The sequence below is a fragment of the Flavobacterium sp. 9R genome, assembly GCF_902506345.1.
In the GTDB taxonomy this organism is placed as follows: Bacteria; Bacteroidota; Bacteroidia; order Flavobacteriales; family Flavobacteriaceae; genus Flavobacterium.
The window spans coordinates 2,656,752-2,681,370 of record NZ_LR733413.1 but is presented as its reverse complement, the minus strand read 5'-3'; the positions used below and the strand labels follow the sequence as shown (position 1 = coordinate 2,681,370).

Genomic DNA, 24,619 nt, shown 5'->3' with positions numbered 1-24,619 from the left:
ATCAAATGAAACTAACAGCCAAACCTTTACTAGTCCCTTTGCTATACTTACTTATACTATCTTCCTTTTTTTATTATTTAGAAGCAATTCAATCACTACTTATGATTCTAATGAGTTTGCTTCTATTGTCTGTAGTAAAGTTTCGTGATTTTAAGTGTACTTATAAAAATGCTCCTTTTATAGGTTCGTTTGCTATTGCGACCTTCTACTATTTGCTTTATTTTAATAGTCCTTCATTAAAACTTATAGGAGAAAGTTTTTTGCTGTTCCTTGCTCCTCTATTCAGTTGCTATTTGTATGAAATAGATGCATTTATAAAAAACAAACAGAGGATTCAATTTGCGTATTGTGTCTCCATAAGCTTACTATGCTTATACTTTCTTGGTTTTTATGCCATTGACATTCCTAATCATCATTTCGATTGGTATTTGGCAAGATACAATCTTGAAATGCACAGCAAAATTCACGGCACCTATATGTGTCTTTGGATTGGAATTGCCCTTTTATTTTTAGTAGATTATAGTTTGGGTTATAAAAAATATTCAACTCTTTTAAAGTTTGCCCTTATATGTATGTTTGCATCTTTACTTTCTGGATTAATCATTTACAATTCTCGGAATATTATTTTAGGATTAGTACTCGTTTCTTTTCTTCTTATTCTAATTGTTAAAAAACAAAAAAATGCTATTCCTTTTTCAATCAAAATTGCCATTGGATGCAGTATTATATTGGTTGTTTTATTTTCTCAAAGATATATTGATGCCTTTCGTTTTTTTAGCACTGATTCTTATACAAATTCAACTCGTTATGCTAGTTGGTCATGCAGTTGGAAATTAATTTGTGAGTCTCATTTCTTAGGAATGGATTATAGTTTAATTCAAGAAAAATTAAATCAATGTTATGAGCCTATTGATAACTTTGAATTAAAAAAATTTAAAATAAACTCCCACAATCAATATTTAGATTTTTTACTAAAAGGTGGTTTAAGTTTATTTATTGCCTTTTTTTCTTCATTATTCATTAAAATAAAAGAAACACTACGACAGCAACAATATCTTTATTTTTCAATAACTGTGTTGTTTGTAATTTCATTTATTACAGAAAATATTTTGGTTAGACAATACGGTATCTATATATATTTTGTTTGTGACCTTTTGTTTTTAGGCAGTATTTTTAGGCATAAAAATCATAGTATTCACAAAATAGAAAAAAACTAAAGTGGGAATATACAGCATACAACCGTCACTAAAACAAACAAATAGATAAGTAATACTTCCTAGAAGATAGGTATGATTATTCCCTTTTGTAGTTAAAGCCAAATAAATTGGTAAAAAAAAAGAAATACAAAATAATAATAAACCTACAATCCCAAGTTGTTTAAAAATAGATAGATAAACAATTTCTTCAATAAAATCAAAAGTTTGACTTCCAAAGAAACTTAAGCCTGTAAACTGCCTTATTTGATTAATTCTCCCTCCCAAATTAGAATCCAAAACAAATCCAGAGAAAGAATGGTATTGAAAAAAACGATCCATTAACAACGTAGCGAAGAATAAAAAAATAATACCTAAGAGCGCATAAATCTTAATCAGCTTATAAATTCTATCACGATAAATTAGAATAAAATAAAAAAGTAACCCTAACCAAACCGTTCTAGAAAGCGTCAATAACAAAGCCAAAACAACTATAGCTAATTTTATTTTTGATTGATTTTGCTTGTGGAAAATTGGAAATAATAATAACATACAAACTCCAAAAATATTTCCATTATTATAAGTAGAAATTAACTTATACAATGATCCTCTCATATTATACTTATCTTCTAAAGTACCTAAATCGCCTGAGTTGACTGTGATATATGGAATCTCAATATAGTGACCCGTAAGTTGCTTAAAAAGGAATAAAAGAATACCATAAAAAGACACCCAAAAAACAGCTTTACTTATCAAAGTATCTAAATAGGAAGGATTAATTTTCTTTATGAATGGACTTAACAATAAAAAACATAAGGGAATAAACCCAAAACTGACATAAAAAGCAATTAAATTTCCTAAGGTCCCATCATAACCTCTAAAAAACAAGTTAATTGAAAAATATAAAACAAAAGGAAGAGTCGCTAAATAACTCAAAAAATGATTAGAAGAAACTAAGAACTTTTTCTTGTCTAAAATAATTAAAAGCGAAAGCAAAAACAGAAACCCTAAATACAAATAACCCCAAGTAATTGGAACACCTGCAAGTTTAAATCCTCCCTTGGGTATAAAAATTAAAAGTATAGTAGCTAGTAAAAAAAGATACTCTCTAATTTTTTCATTAGTATAGCTTATTTTGAAATTAAAAAGCATCTTGATTTTACGCTACAAATAAGATTAATAAAATTCTATTAAATAGTTACTCTTTTGGTGGAGTATTTATTTGCTCCAATTTACTAATTAACAGGTCATTCCCCATAAAGAAAGGGTCGTATGCGTTTCCTATTGAATTAAGTTTGTATCCATAATATTCAGGATCCCAAGAAATAAACTCATTAGGATAAAAGTAATCCGTAAAATTACCATTATTACCTTCTATAGTTTTCGTTTTGTAAAGAACCGAAATGTTCTTAATCGTTATATTGGACTGAAACTTGTTTTCACCAACATCAACTCTAATATTTATTGGAGAAACTTTTTCAGGAAGAGCAACTTCTATCTTTTGCATTTCAGAGGAAGCATAAACTGGCATAACAACAGAATTTTCATCATTCCACTCTGAATCTTTGGTGAGATAAAAAACCTGTAGTTTGTCATTTTTTCCAAAAACACCTTCTATAGTCACAGTAAAATTGTCCTTGGAAATTGTCGCTGATTCTTCTTTTTGATTACAAGAAGCCAAGGTCAAAAACAATACGAAATAGAGATAACACAATTTTGAATTCATTTTATTTATTATGATTGGGGTTTATTAATTTTTTCAATTTCAGAATGTCTTTGATAGAACTTTTTAAAATGATAGGTCAAAAGATAAATAAGGATAAACAATATTGGCAAAATAAATTTAAGCTTGCCTTCAATAGCTTCTTTTTTCAAAATGTTAATTACAACCGAATTCTCTTTTACAATTTTATCTGCTATAATTAATTCTAATTTAAGATTAGCATTCTCCCTCAATAGTCCGTCTTTGGTTTTAATAATATCATTCAATTGCGTGTTTTCATTATAATATACTAGTTTATCACTTTTTTGATAACCCGTAGATTGAGCATTTGAAAAATTATTCAAAACAGCATCAATTTGAGTAACTAATTGATTGTTTTCTTTAATTCTTTGCGCAATGTTAGCTAATTGTCTTTTTTGAATTTTAGAATAGTATGGACTAGTATTGAAATAATTTAATAATGCTTTTACTGTTTGTTCATCCTTTAAGACCCCATTCGTAGTAAAAACGATACTATAAAATGGATAATTTTTTACAGTTGTTTTTTCATTAACAATAGATTTTAAATCGCTATTAGCAGTTATTAACTTTAATACTTCTAAATTTTGTTCATTATTGTTAACGAACTTAAAAACATCAATAATAGGTTCAATCGAGATTTTAGTAATTTTTGGACTATTTGGTATGCCAATAGCCTTAAAAAATGCAGTATCGTTAGTTTGTATTTTTGATTGAATCAAATCAATTTTTGAATACAAATAATCCACACTTTCAAAATTTGGCTTTACGATTATTTCATTATTAAACTGTTTTTGTGTCTTATCAAAAAATAAACCCACACCAAATCCAATAACAACTAATAATGAAATGACTTTCAGATTATGGATAAAAAACTGAATTCCTCTAAAAATAGAAGTGCTTATCCCATCAAAAAATGCACTTATTTTTTTCGAAATCTGTACTAAATCAATTTCTTGTTCTCCTTGATTGTTTGGGGCTTGTGTATTCATTTTTTATTTATAGCGTATTCAAAATTTGTTCTAAAATTTTAATCGTAATCAAATACGTTGGTTTTACGCCAGTAGTTCCTAAACCTCCTGAAGCCAATGTACTTCCTGTTTCTAACGGATTATCCGAAGCGTAGTAAGCATAACGCACTTTGATGTCTTTTGGTACACTCTTTCTGATTTTAGAGGCCGATTGTATTGCTTTTTGGTAATAAGACCCTTCCATTTCTAGACCTATTACTCCCCAAGTCGATTCGTGGAAAAACTTCAATAAATCTCTATTTTGAAGCGATGTTCCCAAAACGGTAACCATTGGTCCTGCAAAAACAGCGATGTCATTACCTTCGAGCATCTCAGCGGTCAATTCATTTTCAAAGAAATAATTATCGGCTGTTCCTTCGTTGATATGGGCATTTGGAATCATAATATCGCCTTTGCCTCCTTCGAGAATTCCAGCTTTTCCCATAATAGAAACCGACTGTACATTAAGCAAGGTCTCTTTTTTGTAGGGTTTTAATAATTCATCAATGGTTTCATAGGCTTGTTCCCCAAAAGCATAATCCATAACGATCAAAACAGGCGCTTTGTCTCCTAATTTTGCCTTTGGAAAAGCGGTTTTGGACCAATCAATTTTGGCGGTATCAAACAATTGCACATCAATATTGGTTCCTGAAGTATCAGGTAAAAAAACCATTCCGTTTTTCTCGGCCACGGTTTCTACTTGCTTACGTAATTCTTTGGCGCCTGATTTACTCAATTCTTCATAAATCACAAAATCAGATTGATCCTTAAACTTCGATTTGAGTAGTGATGTGGCAAAAATAGAATTCATCACACTGTGCATATTCGCACTGATTACGTGAATAGGTCGGTCTAATAAGTTTTTGGATTGTAAAACTTCTTTGATATTATTCGCCCAAACTTCGCCATGAATATGGTGTCCCAAACGTTCTCTCAAAATAGGGCTAAACGTGATGGTTCTTTTATTGTTGTCTACCACTTCCTCGATGGCTAATTTTCCTAACCAATAGATCACATGCAGAAAACGATCAGGTGCATTCTCTGAACCAAAAGCATCATAAATGTCTAATACTTCTTCAAAAGTTCTTCCTAAAATATTAGACGCATGCGAAATCGCTTTTTCTTTTTCGATTTGTGTTAACTTATTCGTTTGGTTTACAGCTACTTCTAGCTTTAACCAATCTCTAGAAACTTCGCCAGTATCATCAAGTAAAACGCGGTCTTTGATTTTATGAGATTCGATAAAAATGAAGGTCAGATGCGTCAAAATATCATAAATATCGGAACGTCCGCGAGTGATTTCAACATTCATTTGCTCTTCGTCAATTCGGTAACAATTTCTTCTTCGCTTTGGCGGAACAATAGCTTGAAAATGCGATTTAGAATACCCTTCATCCGAAGTAAGATTAATAAATCGACATTCTTCAATCCCTACTGGAAGTCGTTCGATAACGTATAATAAACCATTCAATTCTACTTTTTCATCGGCAATAGAACCATAAATTTCTGGGCGTAAAGCCAATAAAGCTTCCCGTAAGGTATCTCCCGAAATTCCCATTGGTTTATAAAACCCACGGTTGAATAAATGGCGCATCGTAATGTACATTTTTTCTATAGCCGCAGAAGATTCTTGCGCTCTAGATCTTGATATATGTTTGGTTGTATTCATCTTCTTTGCTTTTTATCACTTTTCAAAGGTAAGTAAAAGTTTTTTTTAGTTGGTTAACGTTAATTTCATCGCTAATTCTAAATATTTGTCTTTGTAACGAGCTGATTCAGTCTGAGAATTTTTAAAATTATTATTTCGCCATTTTCCTTTGTAATATTCCCAAGTTGATGTTTCCTCACTAGGAATTATCCCTACTCTAGGATCGAAACCTATCCCATCAAATTTTTTAGAACCTTCGTTGACCTTTGTAAATTGATACTCATAACGATTGTCTTCGATGATCAACCACTCAACAGCAACGAAAAAACCGTTTGTAGGTACTTTTATTTTGTAAGATTCTAAATCAATTGAAGTATTCTTTTTTCCTTTTTTAATAGGAACTACAATATTTTGAGCGGTCAAATCATTTCCAGGACTTCCATCTGGATTAACCTCAAAGAAACGCAATACAAACTTGGCGTTTTCTTTTTCCGCTTTTGTTAAGACAAGTAAACTTTTTAGAAAAGAATGCTGTTCCATTTCTTTGGTAAATGGAAAAAATTTAGCCACAATAAAAGGAGAAGTACCGCAGGCGAAATAATGATTAATCGATCCCTTATTATAATTTCCAATTACAATTTCGGAATCGTGTTTTGGAGGTGCAATGATTACCTCATGCAATGCAATGGCTTCATTTTTGAGAACAACACTTTCAATTTTATCTGCTTTTATCTTTTTGGATGCAAATCCCAAAGCCGAAAAAACCAATACTTTATCCGACGTTGCATTGATAGTAAAAGTGCCATCTAGTTCTGAGGTGGTTCCAATGTTTTCATTCTCCACCCAAATATTTACATAAGGAATGGGCTGACCTGAAATACTATCTTTGACAACACCTTTTAATTGCGAAAAACTAAATTGAAATGCAAAAAGCAGCATCCAAAACCAATACTTATTTCTCATTCTAATTTTTATTTTCAAAAAAGGCAGCAATTTTTCGATCATTACTCAATCTCGGAATTTTATTTTGCCCACCCAATTTCCCGATGGATTTCATATAGTCTTGGAAACCGTTTTTGGCGACTTTGGTGATGACTACTTTTCGCAAAACGTTGCCAACAATCAAATCGTCATAATAGATATTTTGCTTGCGCATCGCTTGGTCAATAGCTTCGACAAAAGCAACCTCATCCTCTGGTTCGTTTTCAAATTCAATAAACCATTCGTGATAAGGTAATCCTTCTTTTGGTGTGATTTGCGGAGCCACCGTAAATTCATTGATGCGAATGTTAGTGCCTTGAATCGCTTCTTGCAACGCACTTTCTACTTCTTTGCCAATCACATGTTCCCCAAAAGCAGAAATGTAATGTTTGATTCTACCCGAAACAATAACGCGATAAGGTTTCAATGAAGTAAACTGTACTGTATCACCAATATTGTAGCCCCAAAGTCCCGCATTGGTCGAAATAATCAATACATAATTGACACCCAATTCGACTTCGCCTATGGTGTAACGCTTTGGATTCTCGGTAAAAAAGGCATCACTTTTGATGAACTCATAAAAAATTCCTGAATTCAAAAGCAACAACATTCCTTTCTCTTTTTGAGAATCTTGGTAGGCAAAAAAGCCTTCAGAAGCAGGAAAAAGTTCGATGCTATCTACTTTTCGACCAATTAAATTCTCGAATTTGGCGCGATACGGTTCAAAATTAACACCTCCATAAATGAATAAATTGAAGTTTTTGAACAATTCCCCAACTGGCTTTTGCGCCTTTTGTTGCAATTTTTCGAAATACATTTGTACCCAAGACGGAATTCCAGAAATCACCCGCATGTCTTCTTTTATGGTCTCTTCCACAATAGCATTGACTTTGGTTTCCCAATCTTCAATACAGTTGGTTTCCCAAGAAGGCATTCTGTTTTTTTGCAAATAGCCTGGAACAAAATGAGCAGCTATGCCCGATAATCTCCCTAATTTGATACCGTTTTTCTCGGTTAAAATTGGACTTCCTTGCAAGAAAATCATTTTTCCATCTACAAAATCAGCATTGCCAGTTTCATGAATGTAATGAAAAATGGCGTTTCGAGAGGCTTGAATATGTGTCGGCATCGACTCTTTGGTTAACGGAATGTACTTTGCACCCGATGTGGTTCCCGAGGTTTTGGCAAAATAAAGTGGTTTGCCTTTCCAAAGTACATTTTCTTCTCCATTCACCACACAGTCTACATACGATTTTAATCCTTCGTAATCTCTGATAGGAACATTTTGAACAAAATCGGCATACGATTGTATTTTCTCAAAATGATGGTCCTTCCCAAATTGAGTGTTTTTGGCTTCTTTTATCAATTTTTTAAAAACAGCCTCTTGAGTGGCAACAGGATGCTGTGCCCATTCTTGTGTCTTTCGGACTATTTTTTTAGCAAATAATTTTGCTGCAATTGCTTTTATTGACATTTATTTTTTGTTTAAAACGCAACGTTTTAGATGATGCTTATTGTTATTTTTTGCTAAATGAACCCTTAGTAGTGCCTCTTTTTTCTTCTTTGGCGACTTCTTTTCTTAAACTTAATTCTTCTTCCGAAGCTTTGAGGGCTTCAGGAGAAATTGTTGATTGAGTTTGAGCTAAAATCGAATCTTTATTAAAAGCCACATGTTCTAATTTGCCTGTTAAAACTTTTTGAATACCCTTGAGATAGGCCTCGTTTTTCTCCAAAGCCTGACTCAACGAATCGGCTTTTAATGCCAAAATCGTAGCTTCTTTTTTAAGCTGAGAAGATGAATATCCCGGAATGTACTCCCGTAACGGAGTAAAAGCGATTAGTAATGTAGTGCTTGTGATTAAAAAAATAGCACCCAAAGTACCCGCAACAAATACATTCAAAAGACTCAATTTGAACGAAAATAACTCCTCAAAGGTTTCTTCATTGATTAGAATCAACCGTTTTTTCATGAATACTACTCTCTTCAGATGATTCGGTAACAAACGATTTTTAAACATAATTCCTTTTTATTTGGGCAAATATAACGATTAATGCTTGTTAGCTTAAAGGCCCTTAGCCGTAATTATTACCATATAAACTCAAATTTATCATATATTTAACGCTAAGACGAATAAATAATTCTTGCAAAAACAAAACAGATTAAGGAATTCTGTATACATTTGCAGCATTAATTAGTACAAATTTGCTTCGGCAATAAAAAATACAATCATGGGAAGATTTGGAGTTACAGAAATCCTAGTTATACTAGCAGTTGTTTTATTACTTTTTGGAGGTAAAAAAATTCCAGAATTAATGAAAGGTTTAGGAAGCGGAATTAAAGAATTCAAAAACGCAGCCAAAGACGACCAACCTGCTAATTCGAAAAAAGAAGAAGAGACAAAAGAATAAACTTTTCAAAATTAAAAATAAAAAGACCAAACCCTTTACTTCAATAGATAAAGGGTTTGGTTTTTTTATGCTTGCTTTTTTATATTTTTTTACAGTACTTTACTAGTAAAAATAGTATGAAACTAACTCTAGTACAAAAGATTACAATTTCCTTGCTTGTGCTATATGTCATTTGGGAAATTATAGTACAAATATGGGCTCAATCCGAAGAAACGCCAGTATTAAGAGTTGATCTTATCTTTATTTACCCTGTTTTATTTTTTTTTATTTTGATTTCACTATATCACTATTTAAGAAAAAAATAATTTTAAGCCAAACCAATTGCCTATGAATTGTTTAAACTGTAATTCCGAAGCCACAGGTTCATTTTGTTATAATTGTGGCCAAAAAACAAGTACTTCTCGTTTTTCATTTAAGCATATTTTTCAAAATGATATTGCAAGTAAATATTATTCTTTTTTAAAAAATCCTGCATTTTATACAATAAAAGAATTATTTACAAGACCTGGACACTCTATTCGAGAATATTTATTAGGAAAAAGAGTCAATCATATGAATTATATGAGTTTGTTCTTGCTACTATCTGGAATTGGCATTTTTATAGACCAATATTCTCATTTTTCTCAAGCTGATATAACTACAGAAGACGTTGAAGGGAAAAAATTACTCGCCAATTATTTCAATTTTGTGCGTGACAATCCCAAAACCTACATAGCTATAACCATTCCTATTGTTGCTGTTTTTACCTTTTTGTTTTTCAAGAAAAGTAAATTCAACTTTTCAGAACATTTAATTTTAAATATATACAAAGCTTCGGCCTTATTGATTTTGACCAAAATAGTATCCGTTTTTTCTTTTATAACTAATAACTTAACTTTTTTAAAAGTGATAAATGAATTGGTACAAATAGGTGTTTTTGTCTATTCCTTTTGGTTCATTTATCAATTTTTTAATGATAAAACACTTTATAGCAAGTTGGGTATAATAACAAAATCCTCTCTTTCAGTGATACTAGGAATGATCATTTCAACGATATTTATGCTAATATATTGGATTTTAATATTTGCAATAAATGGAGGTAAAATTTAATCTATTAATTGTTCCTTTTTATCCGTTACTCTCGTTTTAGTAATTTTCATTATTATTTCTGCTACTACTATAACCAAAAGCGCATAAATAAAGGAAGAAATTGACTGTGATTCTGGGCTACTTGTCTCGCTGATTTTTGTAAACAAAGATAATTTGTGAATCTTTTCTAAATTACTACCCACAAACATTGTTATAAACCAATTATTTGCCATGTGTGCTCCTATACTCATCCATAAACTTCCGGATCTATAAGCTAGCCAGCCAAACATAACTCCCATTTCAATATAGGGCAATACTGCATATATACCGTTGGCTCCAGTAATATTGCCAAAATGTGGTAAGGAAAAAATTATTGATGATACCAATACAACTAGTAAGGGATTTTTGGTGATTCTGTATATAAATTGAGAAATGTAACCTCTATACACCATTTCTTCGGTGGCTGCTTGAATGAAAAAAGCTAAAAAAGCCAATAAAAATAAGGAAAACCACTCGTAAGTATTACATCCCGAATAAATGTATTGTGAAGGATCATAAAAATAACCAATGGCATTAAAAATAATATTAATGCTTAGTACTAAACAAAATCCAATAAAAAATTTTTTGAACTCAATTTTTTTTTCTGGCATAGCGATACTCCACCAAGGTCGTTTATGAAGTAATCCTATAAGTAGTGGTATACTAATAAATGAAAAAATAAAACTAAAAAAAGTAAATTTAAAAATTTTCAATCCAGGAGAATTAAAAGGCATAATTATTTCTCCAACAATAAAAAACATTTGACCCAAAATTAAACTTATGAAAATTACTAATATAAAACCAATGATGTATAATAGTATTGATTTTCTGCCTATTGTGGCCCAATCTAAATATGATTTTATAGTGCTATTTTGCATAATGAAATTTTAAGTTGATAAATTTTAAAAAAAACAAAAAAAGAGAGGGCAATTAATTTGCCCTCTCTTTTTTTATCCTCCGTAGATTACAGCATCCGGGATATAATATTTTTCATAATCATTCACTATTAATTCCCATTCATCAGCTCCTATTTTTGCAAAGGTCAATTTACAGTTTTCGGATTTACAAGACCATTCTCCTTGAGAAAAAACAAATACCCTACTCAAACCTCCTGAAATTTTAGTATGAACTTCCGCTTTTCCACCACTTGATCGAATAACTCCAAACGTTGCTGATGTACTATTGCCTCCTGTAGCTGCACGCAAATTTCCAGTAGCATTATAATTAGTTCCAGAAACTTTAGCATCCGAACTACTAGTTGAAGCCCCTCCTTTTGCACTTATCGAAAGAGAATAATTAGCCGATACTCCTTTTCGTGCTGCACTTCGGTATAGATAGACTCTTATTTTATAAGAACCTGATGTGTTTAAAGTTCTGCCGAATGAATTGCCCTCATTACTTCCAATAAAAATAGCTTCATCATTAGAACCAGGTGGCAAAACATTAAAATACAAAGAGGTGCTTTTGGTGGTTAACTTTACATTTAACACCTGACCTGCATTGGCAGTAACCACATAATCAATGGTTTGATCTCCCTTAATGGCAGCATTTATAGTGGTACTACTCTTTCCCGTTGGAAAAGTAACTTTCTTAGTGGTAATTTGTGAAAATCCTACAAAAGGAACACCTATTACAAAAAGAAAATGAATGATTTTTTTGAATGTTTTCATAATAAAATTTTAAAGTTTATTTTAAAAATTATTTTGCACTAATAGTCAACGTGTAGGATGATGGGGTTCCTTTCCTGGCAACACTTCTCATATTGTATACTTGAATTTTATAATCGCCTGGTGCAGTAACCGTTGCCTTAAATTTCTTTAAGTCTTCTCTTTCACCTGCTAATAAAAAATCTCCGTTAGGTGCAATTAAATTAAAATAGCAAGCATTCACATTCGTTTTCATATCTACCGCCAATGCTTGATTAGGCCCTAAGCTCAAAATGTATTCTATGGTTTGTTCACCTTTACAAACCCCTTTTATTGTGGTTCCTGATTTCCCTCTTGGAAAAACCACTTTCTTTGTCGTTACTTGAGAAATAGCAATCATAGGTACTAGCACTAATAATACCATTACAATACGTTTTAAATTTGTTTTCATATCTATTTTATTTTTATTGATTTACATACTAAAATTATATAAAAAAGGAATAGGTTATCACAAAGAGTAAAAATTTTTTTAATAAAATTGTATTTCATTATATTAAGATTCGTTTTATAATCTCTTGTTCTCAAAAAAATGACTTTCTGAATAAAGGCTATCCAATTCCTTTTTTATAAAACCACTTACCATTAAAAATCAGCAAATTACAAACTCTCTGTAGTTTTTGTATTATTATTTTTTTTACCTTTAAAAAAGTTTGGCAATCTATTAACATAAACTATAAAATTATGTTGGTGTGTTTTTTAAATAATTATGAAAAATTTCACTTTAAAAGAGTTTTTACTATTATTTATTTAATAATTCATTTCTCTTTCCCCTTGTCAATTTTTTTGAAATCATATTAAATAATACTTTATTGATTATGAAAAAACAATATCTATTAGTTACACTACTTACCCTATGTTACGCTTTTTCCTTTTCACAAGTAACTGAAGTTGAACCAAACAACAATTGCCAGCAAGCCGTGGCAATCAAAAATTTTATTGATAAAGGAACAACAACTTCCTATTCGGGAACGATTACAGGAAACGAATCCGATTTTTGGATTATTCCCATTTCAACAGCTTCGGGGAGTATGACAATTAATTTGACTGATCAATCTGGTGGTGTAGTAGGTGGAACCTATTATGTTGTTGAAGATGGATTTCCTGCTGGAAATACTAATCCCTGTTCCTTTAGGACGAGTGCAGCTTTAAATAGCCGAAATCCAACTCCATTTAATTGGCCAGAAGCTTCATCACAAGGGAAATTACTCTATATTGTTTTGGAAATCAATAACACAACAGGTGGTACCGCTGGAGGAGATATTAATTATACCATATCATTTACCAACTCTTCGGACCCCTTAACGGGTACTGGGGTTCCTACCACACCTTCTTCAACAGGTACTGAAATAGAACCCAATAATGATTGTAATACTGTTACTGTAATACCAGGCCCTGGATTATATACAGGTACAAGTGATACTGGAAGTGAATCCGATTTCTGGGTGTTTACGCCAAAAGTTCCCGGTATTGTCTATTTTACTATAGATGGGTTAGGAAAAGATTTTGAATGGCAATTTGAATATACCGAATTTACCGCTGGACCACAAGACTATTGTGCACCTTTTACAATAGTACAGCCAGATTATACAAGTGTTGGAGCAGGAATTCTGAAAGGTTCAGGGTATATCGTAGTTTCAGATAATCCTGGTAGTCAAGATTTAAAAACGAATACCCCAATACGTTTTAGGATATACCAACCCGATGGAGAAGCAGTCCCCTACAACCTATTTCTTGATTTTAGAACCCCATCAAATCCTGGAGGAGTTGCCAATTCTAAACTATGGCTTAGAGCCGATGCAGGAGCAAATGCAAACGGAGCAAATTTAAGATATTGGCTAGATCAGGTCTCTCCAAATATTTATAATATTAATGGAACAATCGGGTATAACACTAATGCGCTTAACTTTAATCCTACGGTTTCTATAAGCAATACTACTCCTGCAGGAACTATTCCAACAAACAATATAACGGGTAATCAGCCTCTTTCTGTTCAAGAAGCCATAGTGGTGTATTCTCAAACAGCTGGAGGTACCCTTATGGGCGATCCAACTGCAAGTAGTAATAAAGTAGTATTTGGCGGAAATAATGGAGATACGAAGACTTACCATTCATCAAATGTTGGGTCTCAAAATTATATAAATCCTACTACTTCAACATTTTCAATCAGTCAAATAGATTATTCCACAACTACTTCACAAGTCTCTATAAATGGGGTACCTATCAGTCCCATTAATTCAACAGGTGTGGATTTTACTTCCATTGATTTTACTCCAATTATAAGGGGCACAAATGATTCAAGATGGGGTGCTTTTAATGGACAAATAGCCGAAATCATAACGTTTCAAACAGCTATAACCCCTCAAGAGAGAGAAAAACTAACCTCCTATTTGGCTTTAAAATACGGTATTAGTCTTGGTAACAATACCAATGCCTTATCTTACAGAAGTTCATCTTATGCCGAGATTTGGGCGGCTAATGCTACATTCAAATACGATATTTTTGGGATTGGGAAAGATACTAGTACTGGTTTGAATCAAACGAGCAGTAATAGTATCAATTCGGGTAGTGGTAATGGTGCAGGGCAATCAGGAAAAGGGAATATTGTAATGAATAATCCTTCCTCATTAGACGATACTGATTTTTTATTGGTGGGTCATGATAATGGCGCTTTAACGGAACAACGCACCGATTTGCCAACCGCTTTTAAGGACTCTAAACGATTAATTAGAGAGTGGAAAGTGAAAAGTACTGGCGGTGTTGGCACTATTTCATTAACCTTTAACACTCTTGGTCTTGCCCTTTCCGGCACAACTAGCAGTGATTTTAAATTACTAATCGATACGGATGGTGATGGTGATTTTTCAAATAGTACAGTAAGCATAGATGCCAATTCTTTCGCGAATAATGTTGTAACCTTCAATGCTGTTACTTTACCAGATAATGCTGTGTTTACTATCCTCTCAAAAGTACTTATTCCAACAGGCCCGGGTGTATTGGGTGCCAGTCTTTGGTTAAAAGCCAACGAAGGGGTGACCAATAGTGGCGCAAATTTGACCAATTGGGTAGATCAAACAAATATAAATACGTTTACAAATTCAGGTACAATTGGTTTTGCAAACAATGCTATTAATTTTAACCCATCGGTTTCATTTAATAATACCGATGCGATAGGATCAAACCCATCGAATCGATTGGACGGTAGTGATAACATTACTGTTATTGAAGCATTTGCTGTCTATAAAAAACAGAATACTACAGAAGGTGGTACCGTTCTAGGTTCTATTACCCCTGGATCTGTCTATGGAATTGCATTATTTGGAGGGGTGAATAGTAATGATGCTTGGGTAGGAAATGGTGTTTACCAGCAATATAGTCATTTTACGAATTCTGAATTATCCTCTAAGTATGGATTGGTTGATTTTGATGTTAGCGCCAGTGCCCCATCTAAAGCCAATGGTTATTATAATGGAGATCAACAATCCATAACAGATGGGGTAGGGGCTGATTTTTCTAGTATCACTTTTACTCCAAGAATAGGAGGAACAAACAATGCAGGTACCAACCCTATTGATGGATGGAAGCATTTTAGAGGAGAAGTAGCTGAAATTATCACTTATCCTACCGCTCTAAATCCTACGGATCGACTCAAAGTTTCCTCCTATTTAGCATTAAAATACGCAATCTCTTTAGGAAACAATGTCAGTACTGTTAATTACTATGCTTCTGATGGTACAATTATTTATCCCGCAGATGCAGTCTATAAGTATGATATTTTTGGTGTTGGAAAAGATTCAGGTAGTGGTCTTTCTCAGAGAAAATCAAACAGCATCAACTCAGGTCTTGGAGATGGTACACCCATATCTGGCAAGGGAAATATTATTTTGGAATATCCAACTTTAGCGGACAAGCATTTCATAGTCATTGGTCATAATAATGCTCCTTTGACTACTACTACAGCAAATTTACCTCCACCAGGCACATTCAATATGCCGGCTGCAACTGCTTGTGCTGTACGATTAAATAGAGTGTGGAAATGTGAAATAACTGGGACTATAGTATCCTTTACTTTAAAATTATCCAAATTAGGGATTAATTTACCGGGAGGGGTACATGATTTCAAAATGATAACGAAAGTAGCCAATGATGATTTTACAGTAAGTCAAAGTGGTGTAAATAATCGTGTAAGAATATATAATGTTACATTAGATGTAAATAAAGATGAATTAACTTTTACCACACCTCAGCAAGGTCTCAATGGTGTTTTTTATTTTACTTTTTTAGGAGTAGATCCTTTGCCTACAGTACCCACCATTACAGATCCAGGAAGTGCTAATGTTTGTATTACGGCTACCCTACAATTATCTAATACAACAGCCAATGGGATTTGGTCAAGCGATGATGCGACTATTGCAACGGTTGATGCAAACGGTCTAGTTACTGGGGTTAGCCCAGGCAAAGTAACTATTAAATATACGGTAGCAAATTCTAGTGGCTGTACTACAATTGTTACCAAAGAAGTTACTGTAAGCCCAAACAATACGGTGGGTACAGCTTCGAGTAGTCCTACCTTGTGTATCAATAGTCCTTTAAATGCGATAACTCATACTACAACAGGCGCCACTGGCATTGGAGTAGCATCTGGGATACCAGCTGGAGTAAGTGCTTTTTGGAACAACGATACGGTAACAATTTCCGGTACTCCCACTACAAGTGGTGTTTTCAACTACAGTATTCCTTTAACTGGAGGGTGTAGCTCGTTAAACGCAACCGGCACCATTACTGTTACTGCTTTACCGACCAAACCCACTATTTCAGCTAGCGGCCCTACGGCTTTCTGTGCTCCGGGGTCTGTATTACTAACCAGTAGTGCTGCCTCAGGAAACCAATGGTACAAAGATAGTACTGCTATTTCTGGTGCAACAGCTCAAACCTATAGTGCAACGGATACCGGTGCATATACTGTGGTAACCACCAGTACAAATTGTGATAGCGAAACAAGTGACCCAATTGTGGTAACCGCTAATGCTACGCCAAGTATTCCAATTATAAAAGCAGCTAAATCAACAACGGCTTGTGGAAGTGATACCGTGACCTTACGCACCTCCTCTCCAGTCAATAAATGGTTTAAAGATGGTAATGAAATTCTAGGGGTAACTTCTAATTCTTATACCGCCACAGCTAGCGGTTCCTATACCGTTGAAGCTGTCAATCCTTCGGGATGTATCAGCGGATTGAGTACTCCTATTGTAGTTACTATTAATCCTTATCCTGTGGTAAACCCTATTGTAGGAGCTACAACTGTATGCGCAATGTCATCCCTACAATTAACCAATACAACTCCAAATGGAGTATGGTCTTCTGATAATACTGGTATTGCAACAGTGGATAGTAACGGAGTAGTTACAGGGGTAAATCCCGGAACGATTGCTATCAACTATACTGTCGCAAACTCTAGCGGTTGTACAACTGTTGTAAGTCAAAACATTACCGTTACTGCTAAACCAACTAAACCAACTATTTTAGCTGGTGGGCCTACAACTTTCTGCGCTCCTAGTACTGTGACACTTACCAGTAGTTATCCTACTGGGAACCAATGGTACCAAAATGGGGCAATTATTTCTGGGGCAACTAATCAAACCTATAGCGCAGCACTAACTGGTGCGTATACTGTAGTAACCACATTAAATAATTGTACTAGTGATATAAGTGATCCCGTAACGGTAACCGCTAATCCAACTCCTACTGTGAATCCAATTGTTGGTCCCACAATAGTGTGTGCAATGTCAACCCTACAATTAACCAATGCAACTCCAAATGGGGTATGGTCTTCTGACAATAATGGTATTGCAACTGTGGATGGTAACGGAGTAGTCACAGGCGTTAATGCGGGTACGATTGCTATCAATTACACCTTTACAAATTCTAATGGTTGCTCAACTAAAGTAACCCAAAATATCACCGTTACCGCCAAACCAGCGCAACCAACTATTTCAGCTAGTAGCCCTACGTCTTTCTGTGCTCCTGGGTCTGTGTTACTAACCAGTAGTGCTGCCTCTGGAAACCAATGGTACAAAGATGGAAAACTAATTACTGGAGCAACAAATCAAACGTACACAGCAACTGATACAGGGGCCTATACGGTGGTAACTACACTTACAAATTGTGCTAGTGATGTTAGCAACCCAATTGTGGTAACTGCTAATGCTACACCAAGTATTCCAGTCATTAAAGCAGCAAAATCCACATCGGCTTGTCAAGGGGATGCTGTGACCTTACACACTTCCTCTCCAGTCAATAAATGGTTTAAAGATGGTAATGAAATTCAAGGGGTAACTTCTAATGCTTATACTGCAACAGCTAGTGGTATCTACACCGTTGAAGCTACAAATCCTACAGGATGTATCAGTGGAAAGAGTACTCCTATTGTCGTTACTATTGATCCTTATCCTATTGTTGACCCTATTATAGGAGCTACAACAATATGCGCAATGTCAACCCTACAATTAACCAATGCAACTCCAAATGGAGTATGGACCTCTGACAATAGTGGTATTGCATCGGTTGATAGTAACGGATTAGTAAGAGGGGTTAGTGCGGGTACCGTTGGGATTCATTACACCCTTGCCAACCAACCTAGCGGCTGTGCAACCGAAATAACAGAATATGTAACTGTTACTGCTTTACCAACCAAACCATCTATTTCCGCTGGTGGATCTACGGCTTTCTGTGCTCCTGGGTCTGTATTGCTAACTAGTAGTGCTGCCACTGGAAACCAATGGTACAAAGATAGTATTGCAATTTCTGGCGCTACAGCTGCAACATATATCGCAACAGATACAGGTGCGTATACCGTGGTAACAACCCTTAACAATTGTGCTAGTGACCAAAGTAATCCAATTGTAGTAACCGCTAATGCTACGCCAAGTATTCCAATTATAAAAGCAGCTAAATCAACAACGGCTTGTGGAAGTGATACCGTAACCTTACACACCTCCTCTCCAGTCAATAAATGGTTTAAAGATGGTAATGAAATTATAGGGGTAACTTCTAATTCTTACACTGCCACTGCTAGCGGTTCCTACACCGTTGAAGCCGTAAATACTTCAGGATGTATCAGCGGATTCAGTACTCCTATTATAGTTACTATTAATCCTTATCCTGTTGTAGATCCTATTGTAGGAGCCAATACTGTATGTGCGTTATCAACACTACAATTAACCAATGCAACTGTTGCTGGGGTATGGTCTTCTGATAATACTGGTATTGCAACAGTGGATAGTAATGGAGTAGTAACAGGGGTGAATCCCGGAACGATTGCTATCAACTATACTGTGGCAAACTCTAGCGGTTGTACTACTGTTGTAAGTCAAAACATTACCGTTACTGCTAAACCAACTAAACCAACTATTTCAGCAGGTGGGCCTACAAATTTCTGCGCTCCTGGGTCTGTGACACTTACCAGTAGTAATCCTACTGGAAACCAATGGTACAAAGACGGAAGCCTTATTGCTGGTGCAACGGCTGCAACGTACATCGCAACCAATACTGGTACTTATACTTTAGTAAATACAATTAGTAATTGTGGTAGTGATTTAAGTGATCCCGTAACGGTAACCGCAAATCCAACACCTGTTTTGAATCCAATTGCTGGTCCCACAATAGTTTGTGCTAAGTCAAAAACACAATTAACCAATACAACTCCAAATGGGGTATGGTCTTCTGACAATAATAGTATTGCATCGATTGATGGTTACGGATTTGTAACTGGGGTTAATGCGGGTACGGTTGCTATCAATTACACCTTTACAAATTCTAATGGTTGCTCAACTAAAGTAACCCAAAATATCACTGTTACCGCCAAACCAGCACAACCAACTATTTCAGCTGGCGGTCCTACGGCTTTCTGTGCTCCTGGGTCTGTGATACTTACCAGTAGTGCTGCCTCTGGAAACCAATGGTACAAAGATAGTGTGGCAATTTCTGGCGCAACTAATCAAACGTACTCAGCAACTGATACTGGGGTCTATACGGTGGTAACCACACTTACAAATTGTGCTAGTGATGTTAGCAGCCCAATTGTGGTAACTGCTAATGCTACACCAAGTATTCCAGTCATTAAAGCAGCAAAATCCACATCTGCTTGTCAAGGGGATACTGTGACCTTACACACTTCCTCTCCAACCAATAAATGGTTTAAAGATGGTAATGAAATTCAAGGGGTAACTTCTAATGCTTATACTGCAACAGCTAGTGGTATCTACACCGTTGAAGCCGTAAATCCTACAGGATGTATCAGTGGATTCAGCACTCCTATTGTGGTAACTATTGCTCCTTATCCTGTTGTTGACCCTATTATAGGAGCTACAACAATATGCGCAATGTCAACCCTACAATTAACCAATGCAACTGCTGCTGGGGTATGGTCTTCTAACAATACTGGAATTGCTTCTGTTGATGGTAACGGATTAGTAACAGGTGTAAATCCCGGAACAGTAGCTATCAACTATACCTTGGCAAACTCTAGCGGATGTACAACTGTGGTAACTCAAAATATTACTGTTACTGCTAAACCAACTAAACCAACTATTTCAGCTGGTGGGTCTACGGCTTTCTGTACTCCTGGGAATGTTTCTCTCACCAGCAGCTATTCAAATGGAAATCAATGGTACAAAGATGGTATTGCTATTTCTGGAGCTACAGCTGCAACATTTATCGCAACAGATACAGGTGCGTATACGGTGGTAACTACACTTACTAATTGTGTTAGTGACGAAAGTGATCCAACTGTGGTAGCCGCTAATGCAACTCCAAGTATTCCAATTATTAAAGTTGCTAAATCAACAACGGCTTGTGGAAGTGATACCGTAACCTTACACACCTCCTCTCCAGTCAATAAATGGTTTAAAGATGGTAATGAAATTATAGGGGTAACTTCTAATTCTTACACTGCCACTGCTAGCGGTTCCTACACCGTTGAAGCCGTAAATACTTCAGGATGTATCAGCGGATTCAGTACTCCTATTATAGTTACTATTAATCCTTATCCTGTTGTAGATCCTATTGTAGGAGCCAATACTGTATGTGCGTTATCAACACTACAATTAACCAATGCAACTGTTGCTGGGGTATGGTCTTCTGATAATACTGGTATTGCAACAGTGGATAGTAATGGAGTAGTAACAGGGGTGAATCCCGGAACGATTGCTATCAACTATACTGTGGCAAACTCTAGCGGTTGTACTACTGTTGTAAGTCAAAACATTACCGTTACTGCTAAACCAACTAAACCAACTATTTCAGCAGGTGGGCCTACAAATTTCTGCGCTCCTGGGTCTGTGACACTTACCAGTAGTAATCCTACTGGAAACCAATGGTACAAAGACGGAAGCCCTATTGCTGGTGCAACAGCTGCAACATTCAACGCAACCAATACTGGTACTTATACTTTAGTAAATACAATTAGTAATTGTGGTAGTGATGTAAGTGATCCCGTAACGGTAACCGCTAATCCAACACCTGTTTTAGAATCAATAACAGGAAATTCATCCATCAATATTGGAACAACTACTCAATTAGCTAATTCAACTAAAGGCGGAGTGTGGAGCTCAGCTGATAACACAATAGCCACCGTTTCATCAAATGGTCTTGTATCTGGTATTGCTACAGGAGATGTTTTAATAAGTTACACCGTAACCAACACATTTGGTTGTAGCTCCGTTCAAACAATTTTAGTTAAAGTAAATTCATTTACACTTTTAATCATTGATGATGACTTTACCAATAACCCAATTAATTCATCAAAAGGTGATTCTTTAGATGTTTTGTCAAATGATAAACTAAATAATTTACCTATTCCAATATCAAAAGTATCGGTAACTATATCCGATTCAAATGGACTGAGTGGTCTAACGGTTGATAATTTGGGTAGAATAATCATACCAATAGGCGCGCCAATAGGAAACTATACTATTACTTATACTGTATGTGATATTTTAAATCCAAATAACTGTTCCTCTGCTATATTAAAAGTAGTAATAAAAGATTCCTGTGATTTTGATGATAGTACAACCTCTTGTGATATTTTAGTTCATAATGCTATGTCACCAAATAATGATAATTACAATGATCTTTTCATCATTGAAAGAATTGAAAACTATCCTAACAATAGTGTAGAAATTTATGATCGTTACGGAAAACCAGTTTTTAGAATTGAAGGGTATAATAATAATAGTAAAGTGTTTAAAGGCTTATCTAATGGACCAATAACTATCGACAGAGATGATTATTTACCTAATGGCACTTATTATTATGTGATTAAATACTTCAAACCTATCAGTGGAGTTACCAATCAAAAAGCTGGTTATTTATACATATCCAGATAAACTAGAGTGATAATAAAATTTTAACAATTGTCAAAAACATCTATTATGAAAACAAGATTGATTAATTTCATTATGATATTATTATCGTTTGTTAGTTATGCACAACAAGATGCTCAGTTTACGCAATATATGTACAACACCATTAATATCAATCCTGCTTATGCTGGAAGTCGTGGAGCTATGAGTATTTTTGCGCTACATCGAACCCAATGGGTAGGTCTTGATGGAGCGCCTACTACGAATGCTGCATCATTAAATACTCCGTTAAATAATAGTAATCTAGGTCTAGGTGTTTCATTTGTAAATGATGAAATAGGGCCCACAAGTGAAAATACCATTTCTGCAGATTTATCATATACGATTCCAACCTCAGAAACATTTAAACTTTCATTTGGTATGAAAGCTACTGCTAACTTATTTGATTTGAATATAAACAAACTCAATCCTCTTGACCAAGGTGATCCACAATTTCAAAACTTAAGAAATGTTTTTACACCCAATATAGGTGCGGGAATTTATTTTCATTCCGACAAAGCCTACATTGGATTTTCGGTTCCCAATTTTATTCAAACGAATCGTTATGACGATAATGAAGTGGCCATTTTCAAAGAAAGGATTAACTATTACTTAATGGCAGGATATGTCTTTGATTTATCCGATGACATAAGATTCAAACCTGCTTTCTTGACAAAATTAGTTGAAGGTGCTCCACTACAAGTTGATGTTTCTGCAAATTTTTTATTTATGAAAAAAGTTGTGATTGGAATGTCATATAGATGGAGCGCAGCATGGACTGGATTGGTTGGTTTCCAAGTAACAAATGGAATGTACATTGGCTATGGATATGACCTTGAAACCACCAATTTAGCAAACTATAATTCTGGTTCACACGAAATTTTAATTCGTTATGAAATTTTCAAAAATAATGGAAAGATTGTAACTCCTCGTTTTTTCTAGTTTTGATTTAACACAATATATATATTTCTGTTTTTTAAAAAAAATGTAACTTGTCTTATAATCTTAAAACAAGTTTCTATGAAAACAAAAAGCGTTTTATTTCTTCTTTTTTTATGCTTTCAATCCATTTTTGCTCAAGATATTCAAGGAGCTTGGGAAGGAAGTCTTAGTATTCAAGGAACATCTTTACCTTTAATTTTTAATATTCAAAAAAAAGGAGATTCGTTTCAAACTACGCTTGACAGTCCAATGCAAGGCGCCAAAGGAATTCCTGTAAAAGAGACTACATTCGTAAACAACGAATTACAACTAAGTGCTCCAAATCTTAATTTGAAATATAGTGGTCTGTTTAACGGTACAGCTATTGAAGGAACTTTTGTCCAAAACGGTGCGTCCTTTCCTTTAGTCCTTACCAAAATGAAAGCCGGAACAAAAGCACTTGTTCGCCCTCAAGAACCGCAACCGCCTTTTGATTATCCTATTGAAGAAGTAACTTTTGTAAATCCAAAAGATAAAAATACCCTGGCGGGAACTTTGACATTGCCCAAAAACAAAAAGTCCTTTCCAGTAGTAGTCCTAATTACGGGATCTGGTGCACAAGATAGAAATTCAACGTTATTTGGTCATCAACCTTTTGCTGTAATAGCTCATGATTTTGCCCAAAAAGGAATTGGTGTATTGCGACTAGACGATCGCGGCGTTGGCGGATCTAGCAAAGGAGGTCCAGAAGATACTTCTGCCAATTTTGCCACTGACATCTCTTCCGCTGTTGATTTTCTTTATTCCAAAGGCTATAAAAATATTGGTATACTTGGTCACAGTGAAGGGGGATTAATTGCTCCAATGGTAGCCAATCACAACAAAAAAGTACAATTTGTTATTTCAATGGCAGGCCCAGGTATTCCTATTGACCGAATGATGCTCTTACAAAGCCAATCGATTATGAAAGCCGAAGGAGCCAATGCCAACCAAATTGCGACAACCACTGCTTTTAATGAAAAAGTATATGCTTATATCATAAACTACACTGGCAATAACTTAAAAGCAGATTTTAAAGACTATATCAAACAAGAATTCAAAAAACCAACCCAAAATCAAGGGTTAACTGAATCACAAATCGATGAATTTGTATCCCAACAAACCAACTCGATAACGAATCCTTGGTATGTCTATTTCTTAAAATTCAATCCTGATACCTATTGGTCCAAAATAAAAATTCCGGTATTAGCACTCAATGGCACTTTGGATGTTCAAGTAAAATCAGCAGAGAATTTGGCAGGAATACAAACTTCACTTCAAAAAGCGGGTAACAAAAAAGCAACAATTACGGAACTTCAAGGCCTCAACCACTTATTTCAAGAAGCCAAAACAGGAACCGTAGCTGAATATGCTACAATTGAGCAAACAATTGCGCCAAAAGTACTCAACACTATGAGTAACTGGATTTTGAAATGGGGATCAAAAAATTAAAGCAAAGTCCAAAAA

Annotated in this window: 16 protein-coding genes; 6 read left to right on the top strand and 10 right to left on the bottom strand. The window is 34.7% G+C overall.

The window, feature by feature from the left end; translation table 11 throughout:
- The first annotated feature begins 5 nt into the window (after positions 1–5).
- Positions 6–1,217, top strand: a complete 1,212-nt coding sequence (locus FLAVO9AF_RS11935; RefSeq protein WP_159688948.1) for an O-antigen ligase — start codon at positions 6–8, stop codon at positions 1,215–1,217.
- On the opposite strand, the gene FLAVO9AF_RS11930 is transcribed toward FLAVO9AF_RS11935, so the two are convergent.
- Genes FLAVO9AF_RS11930 through FLAVO9AF_RS11900 form a run of 7 tightly spaced genes read right to left on the bottom strand, consistent with a single transcriptional unit; the run spans position 1,161 to position 8,543 of the window.
- Positions 1,161–2,345 carry a hypothetical protein gene (locus FLAVO9AF_RS11930; protein WP_159688945.1) on the bottom strand — a complete coding sequence of 395 codons (1,185 nt, stop codon included), beginning with the start codon at positions 2,343–2,345 and terminating at the stop codon, positions 1,161–1,163. The two genes, FLAVO9AF_RS11935 and FLAVO9AF_RS11930, sit on opposite strands and share 57 nt — an antisense overlap.
- Positions 2,346–2,391: 46 nt before the next feature.
- The gene (locus tag FLAVO9AF_RS11925) at positions 2,392–2,919 is read right to left on the bottom strand and encodes a hypothetical protein (protein WP_159688942.1); all 528 of its coding nucleotides are present in this window, start codon (positions 2,917–2,919) and stop codon (positions 2,392–2,394) included.
- A gap of 8 nt (positions 2,920–2,927) precedes the next feature.
- Complete coding sequence (locus FLAVO9AF_RS11920) at positions 2,928–3,926, bottom strand: hypothetical protein (protein WP_159688939.1); 999 nt, start codon at positions 3,924–3,926, stop codon at positions 2,928–2,930.
- Positions 3,927–3,933: 7 nt separating this feature from the next.
- Positions 3,934–5,613 (bottom strand): hypothetical protein, encoded by a 1,680-nt coding sequence (locus FLAVO9AF_RS11915; RefSeq protein WP_159688936.1) that lies wholly within the window; start codon positions 5,611–5,613, stop codon positions 3,934–3,936.
- Positions 5,614–5,658: 45 nt separating this feature from the next.
- Entirely contained in the window at positions 5,659–6,555 is an 897-nt protein-coding gene (locus tag FLAVO9AF_RS11910) for a carboxypeptidase-like regulatory domain-containing protein (protein WP_159688934.1), read from the bottom strand.
- Between the two features lies 1 nt (position 6,556).
- Positions 6,557–8,047, bottom strand: a complete 1,491-nt coding sequence (locus tag FLAVO9AF_RS11905; RefSeq protein WP_159688931.1) for a GH3 auxin-responsive promoter family protein — start codon at positions 8,045–8,047, stop codon at positions 6,557–6,559.
- Positions 8,048–8,090: 43 nt separating this feature from the next.
- Complete coding sequence (locus tag FLAVO9AF_RS11900; RefSeq protein ID WP_236552317.1) at positions 8,091–8,543, bottom strand: peptidase; 453 nt, start codon at positions 8,541–8,543, stop codon at positions 8,091–8,093.
- A gap of 259 nt (positions 8,544–8,802) precedes the next feature.
- Here FLAVO9AF_RS11900 and tatA point away from each other — a divergent pair, with 259 nt between their 5' ends.
- Both tatA and FLAVO9AF_RS11890 read left to right on the top strand, forming a co-directional pair.
- Positions 8,803–8,982, top strand: a complete 180-nt coding sequence (tatA, locus tag FLAVO9AF_RS11895; RefSeq protein WP_159688925.1) for a twin-arginine translocase TatA/TatE family subunit — start codon at positions 8,803–8,805, stop codon at positions 8,980–8,982.
- A 327-nt stretch (positions 8,983–9,309) separates the two neighbouring features.
- The gene (locus FLAVO9AF_RS11890; RefSeq protein ID WP_159688923.1) at positions 9,310–10,071 is read left to right on the top strand and encodes a DUF3667 domain-containing protein; all 762 of its coding nucleotides are present in this window, start codon (positions 9,310–9,312) and stop codon (positions 10,069–10,071) included.
- Here the strand turns inward: FLAVO9AF_RS11890 and FLAVO9AF_RS11885 are convergent.
- The 3 genes from FLAVO9AF_RS11885 to FLAVO9AF_RS11875 all read right to left on the bottom strand — a co-directional run bounded on the left by FLAVO9AF_RS11885 (position 10,068) and on the right by FLAVO9AF_RS11875 (position 12,186).
- Positions 10,068–10,967, bottom strand: a complete 900-nt coding sequence (locus FLAVO9AF_RS11885) for a CPBP family intramembrane glutamic endopeptidase (RefSeq protein WP_236552316.1) — start codon at positions 10,965–10,967, stop codon at positions 10,068–10,070. The two genes, FLAVO9AF_RS11890 and FLAVO9AF_RS11885, sit on opposite strands and share 4 nt — an antisense overlap.
- Before the next feature lie 72 nt (positions 10,968–11,039).
- The gene (locus FLAVO9AF_RS11880; protein ID WP_159688918.1) at positions 11,040–11,759 is read right to left on the bottom strand and encodes a hypothetical protein; all 720 of its coding nucleotides are present in this window, start codon (positions 11,757–11,759) and stop codon (positions 11,040–11,042) included.
- Positions 11,760–11,787: 28 nt separating this feature from the next.
- Complete coding sequence (locus FLAVO9AF_RS11875) at positions 11,788–12,186, bottom strand: hypothetical protein (protein WP_159688915.1); 399 nt, start codon at positions 12,184–12,186, stop codon at positions 11,788–11,790.
- Positions 12,187–12,610: 424 nt separating this feature from the next.
- Between FLAVO9AF_RS11875 and FLAVO9AF_RS11870 the strand changes: the two genes are divergently transcribed.
- From FLAVO9AF_RS11870 to FLAVO9AF_RS11860, 3 genes are all read left to right on the top strand, one after another.
- Positions 12,611–22,177, top strand: coding sequence for an Ig-like domain-containing protein (locus FLAVO9AF_RS11870; protein ID WP_159688912.1), 9,567 nt, complete (start codon positions 12,611–12,613; stop codon positions 22,175–22,177).
- A 45-nt stretch (positions 22,178–22,222) separates the two neighbouring features.
- A complete protein-coding gene (locus FLAVO9AF_RS11865; RefSeq protein WP_159688909.1) occupies positions 22,223–23,134 on the top strand; it encodes a type IX secretion system membrane protein PorP/SprF in 912 nt (303 codons plus the stop codon).
- 78 nt (positions 23,135–23,212) lie between these two features.
- Positions 23,213–24,604, top strand: a complete 1,392-nt coding sequence (locus FLAVO9AF_RS11860; RefSeq protein WP_159688906.1) for a S9 family peptidase — start codon at positions 23,213–23,215, stop codon at positions 24,602–24,604.
- Positions 24,605–24,619 lie beyond the last annotated feature (15 nt).

Bases quoted from the DNA above. Each gene is read 5' to 3' on its own strand.
- FLAVO9AF_RS11935 (WP_159688948.1), top strand. From the start codon at position 6: ATGAAACTAACAGCCAAACCTTTACTAGTCCCTTTGCTATACTTACTT.
- FLAVO9AF_RS11930 (WP_159688945.1), bottom strand. From the start codon at position 2,345: ATGCTTTTTAATTTCAAAATAAGCTATACTAATGAAAAAATTAGAGAG.
- FLAVO9AF_RS11925 (WP_159688942.1), bottom strand. From the start codon at position 2,919: ATGAATTCAAAATTGTGTTATCTCTATTTCGTATTGTTTTTGACCTTG.
- FLAVO9AF_RS11920 (WP_159688939.1), bottom strand. From the start codon at position 3,926: ATGAATACACAAGCCCCAAACAATCAAGGAGAACAAGAAATTGATTTA.
- FLAVO9AF_RS11915 (WP_159688936.1), bottom strand. From the start codon at position 5,613: ATGAATACAACCAAACATATATCAAGATCTAGAGCGCAAGAATCTTCT.
- FLAVO9AF_RS11910 (WP_159688934.1), bottom strand. From the start codon at position 6,555: ATGAGAAATAAGTATTGGTTTTGGATGCTGCTTTTTGCATTTCAATTT.
- FLAVO9AF_RS11905 (WP_159688931.1), bottom strand. From the start codon at position 8,047: ATGTCAATAAAAGCAATTGCAGCAAAATTATTTGCTAAAAAAATAGTC.
- FLAVO9AF_RS11900 (WP_236552317.1), bottom strand. From the start codon at position 8,543: ATGAAAAAACGGTTGATTCTAATCAATGAAGAAACCTTTGAGGAGTTA.
- tatA (WP_159688925.1), top strand. From the start codon at position 8,803: ATGGGAAGATTTGGAGTTACAGAAATCCTAGTTATACTAGCAGTTGTT.
- FLAVO9AF_RS11890 (WP_159688923.1), top strand. From the start codon at position 9,310: ATGAATTGTTTAAACTGTAATTCCGAAGCCACAGGTTCATTTTGTTAT.
- FLAVO9AF_RS11885 (WP_236552316.1), bottom strand. From the start codon at position 10,967: ATGCAAAATAGCACTATAAAATCATATTTAGATTGGGCCACAATAGGC.
- FLAVO9AF_RS11880 (WP_159688918.1), bottom strand. From the start codon at position 11,759: ATGAAAACATTCAAAAAAATCATTCATTTTCTTTTTGTAATAGGTGTT.
- FLAVO9AF_RS11875 (WP_159688915.1), bottom strand. From the start codon at position 12,186: ATGAAAACAAATTTAAAACGTATTGTAATGGTATTATTAGTGCTAGTA.
- FLAVO9AF_RS11870 (WP_159688912.1), top strand. From the start codon at position 12,611: ATGAAAAAACAATATCTATTAGTTACACTACTTACCCTATGTTACGCT.
- FLAVO9AF_RS11865 (WP_159688909.1), top strand. From the start codon at position 22,223: ATGAAAACAAGATTGATTAATTTCATTATGATATTATTATCGTTTGTT.
- FLAVO9AF_RS11860 (WP_159688906.1), top strand. From the start codon at position 23,213: ATGAAAACAAAAAGCGTTTTATTTCTTCTTTTTTTATGCTTTCAATCC.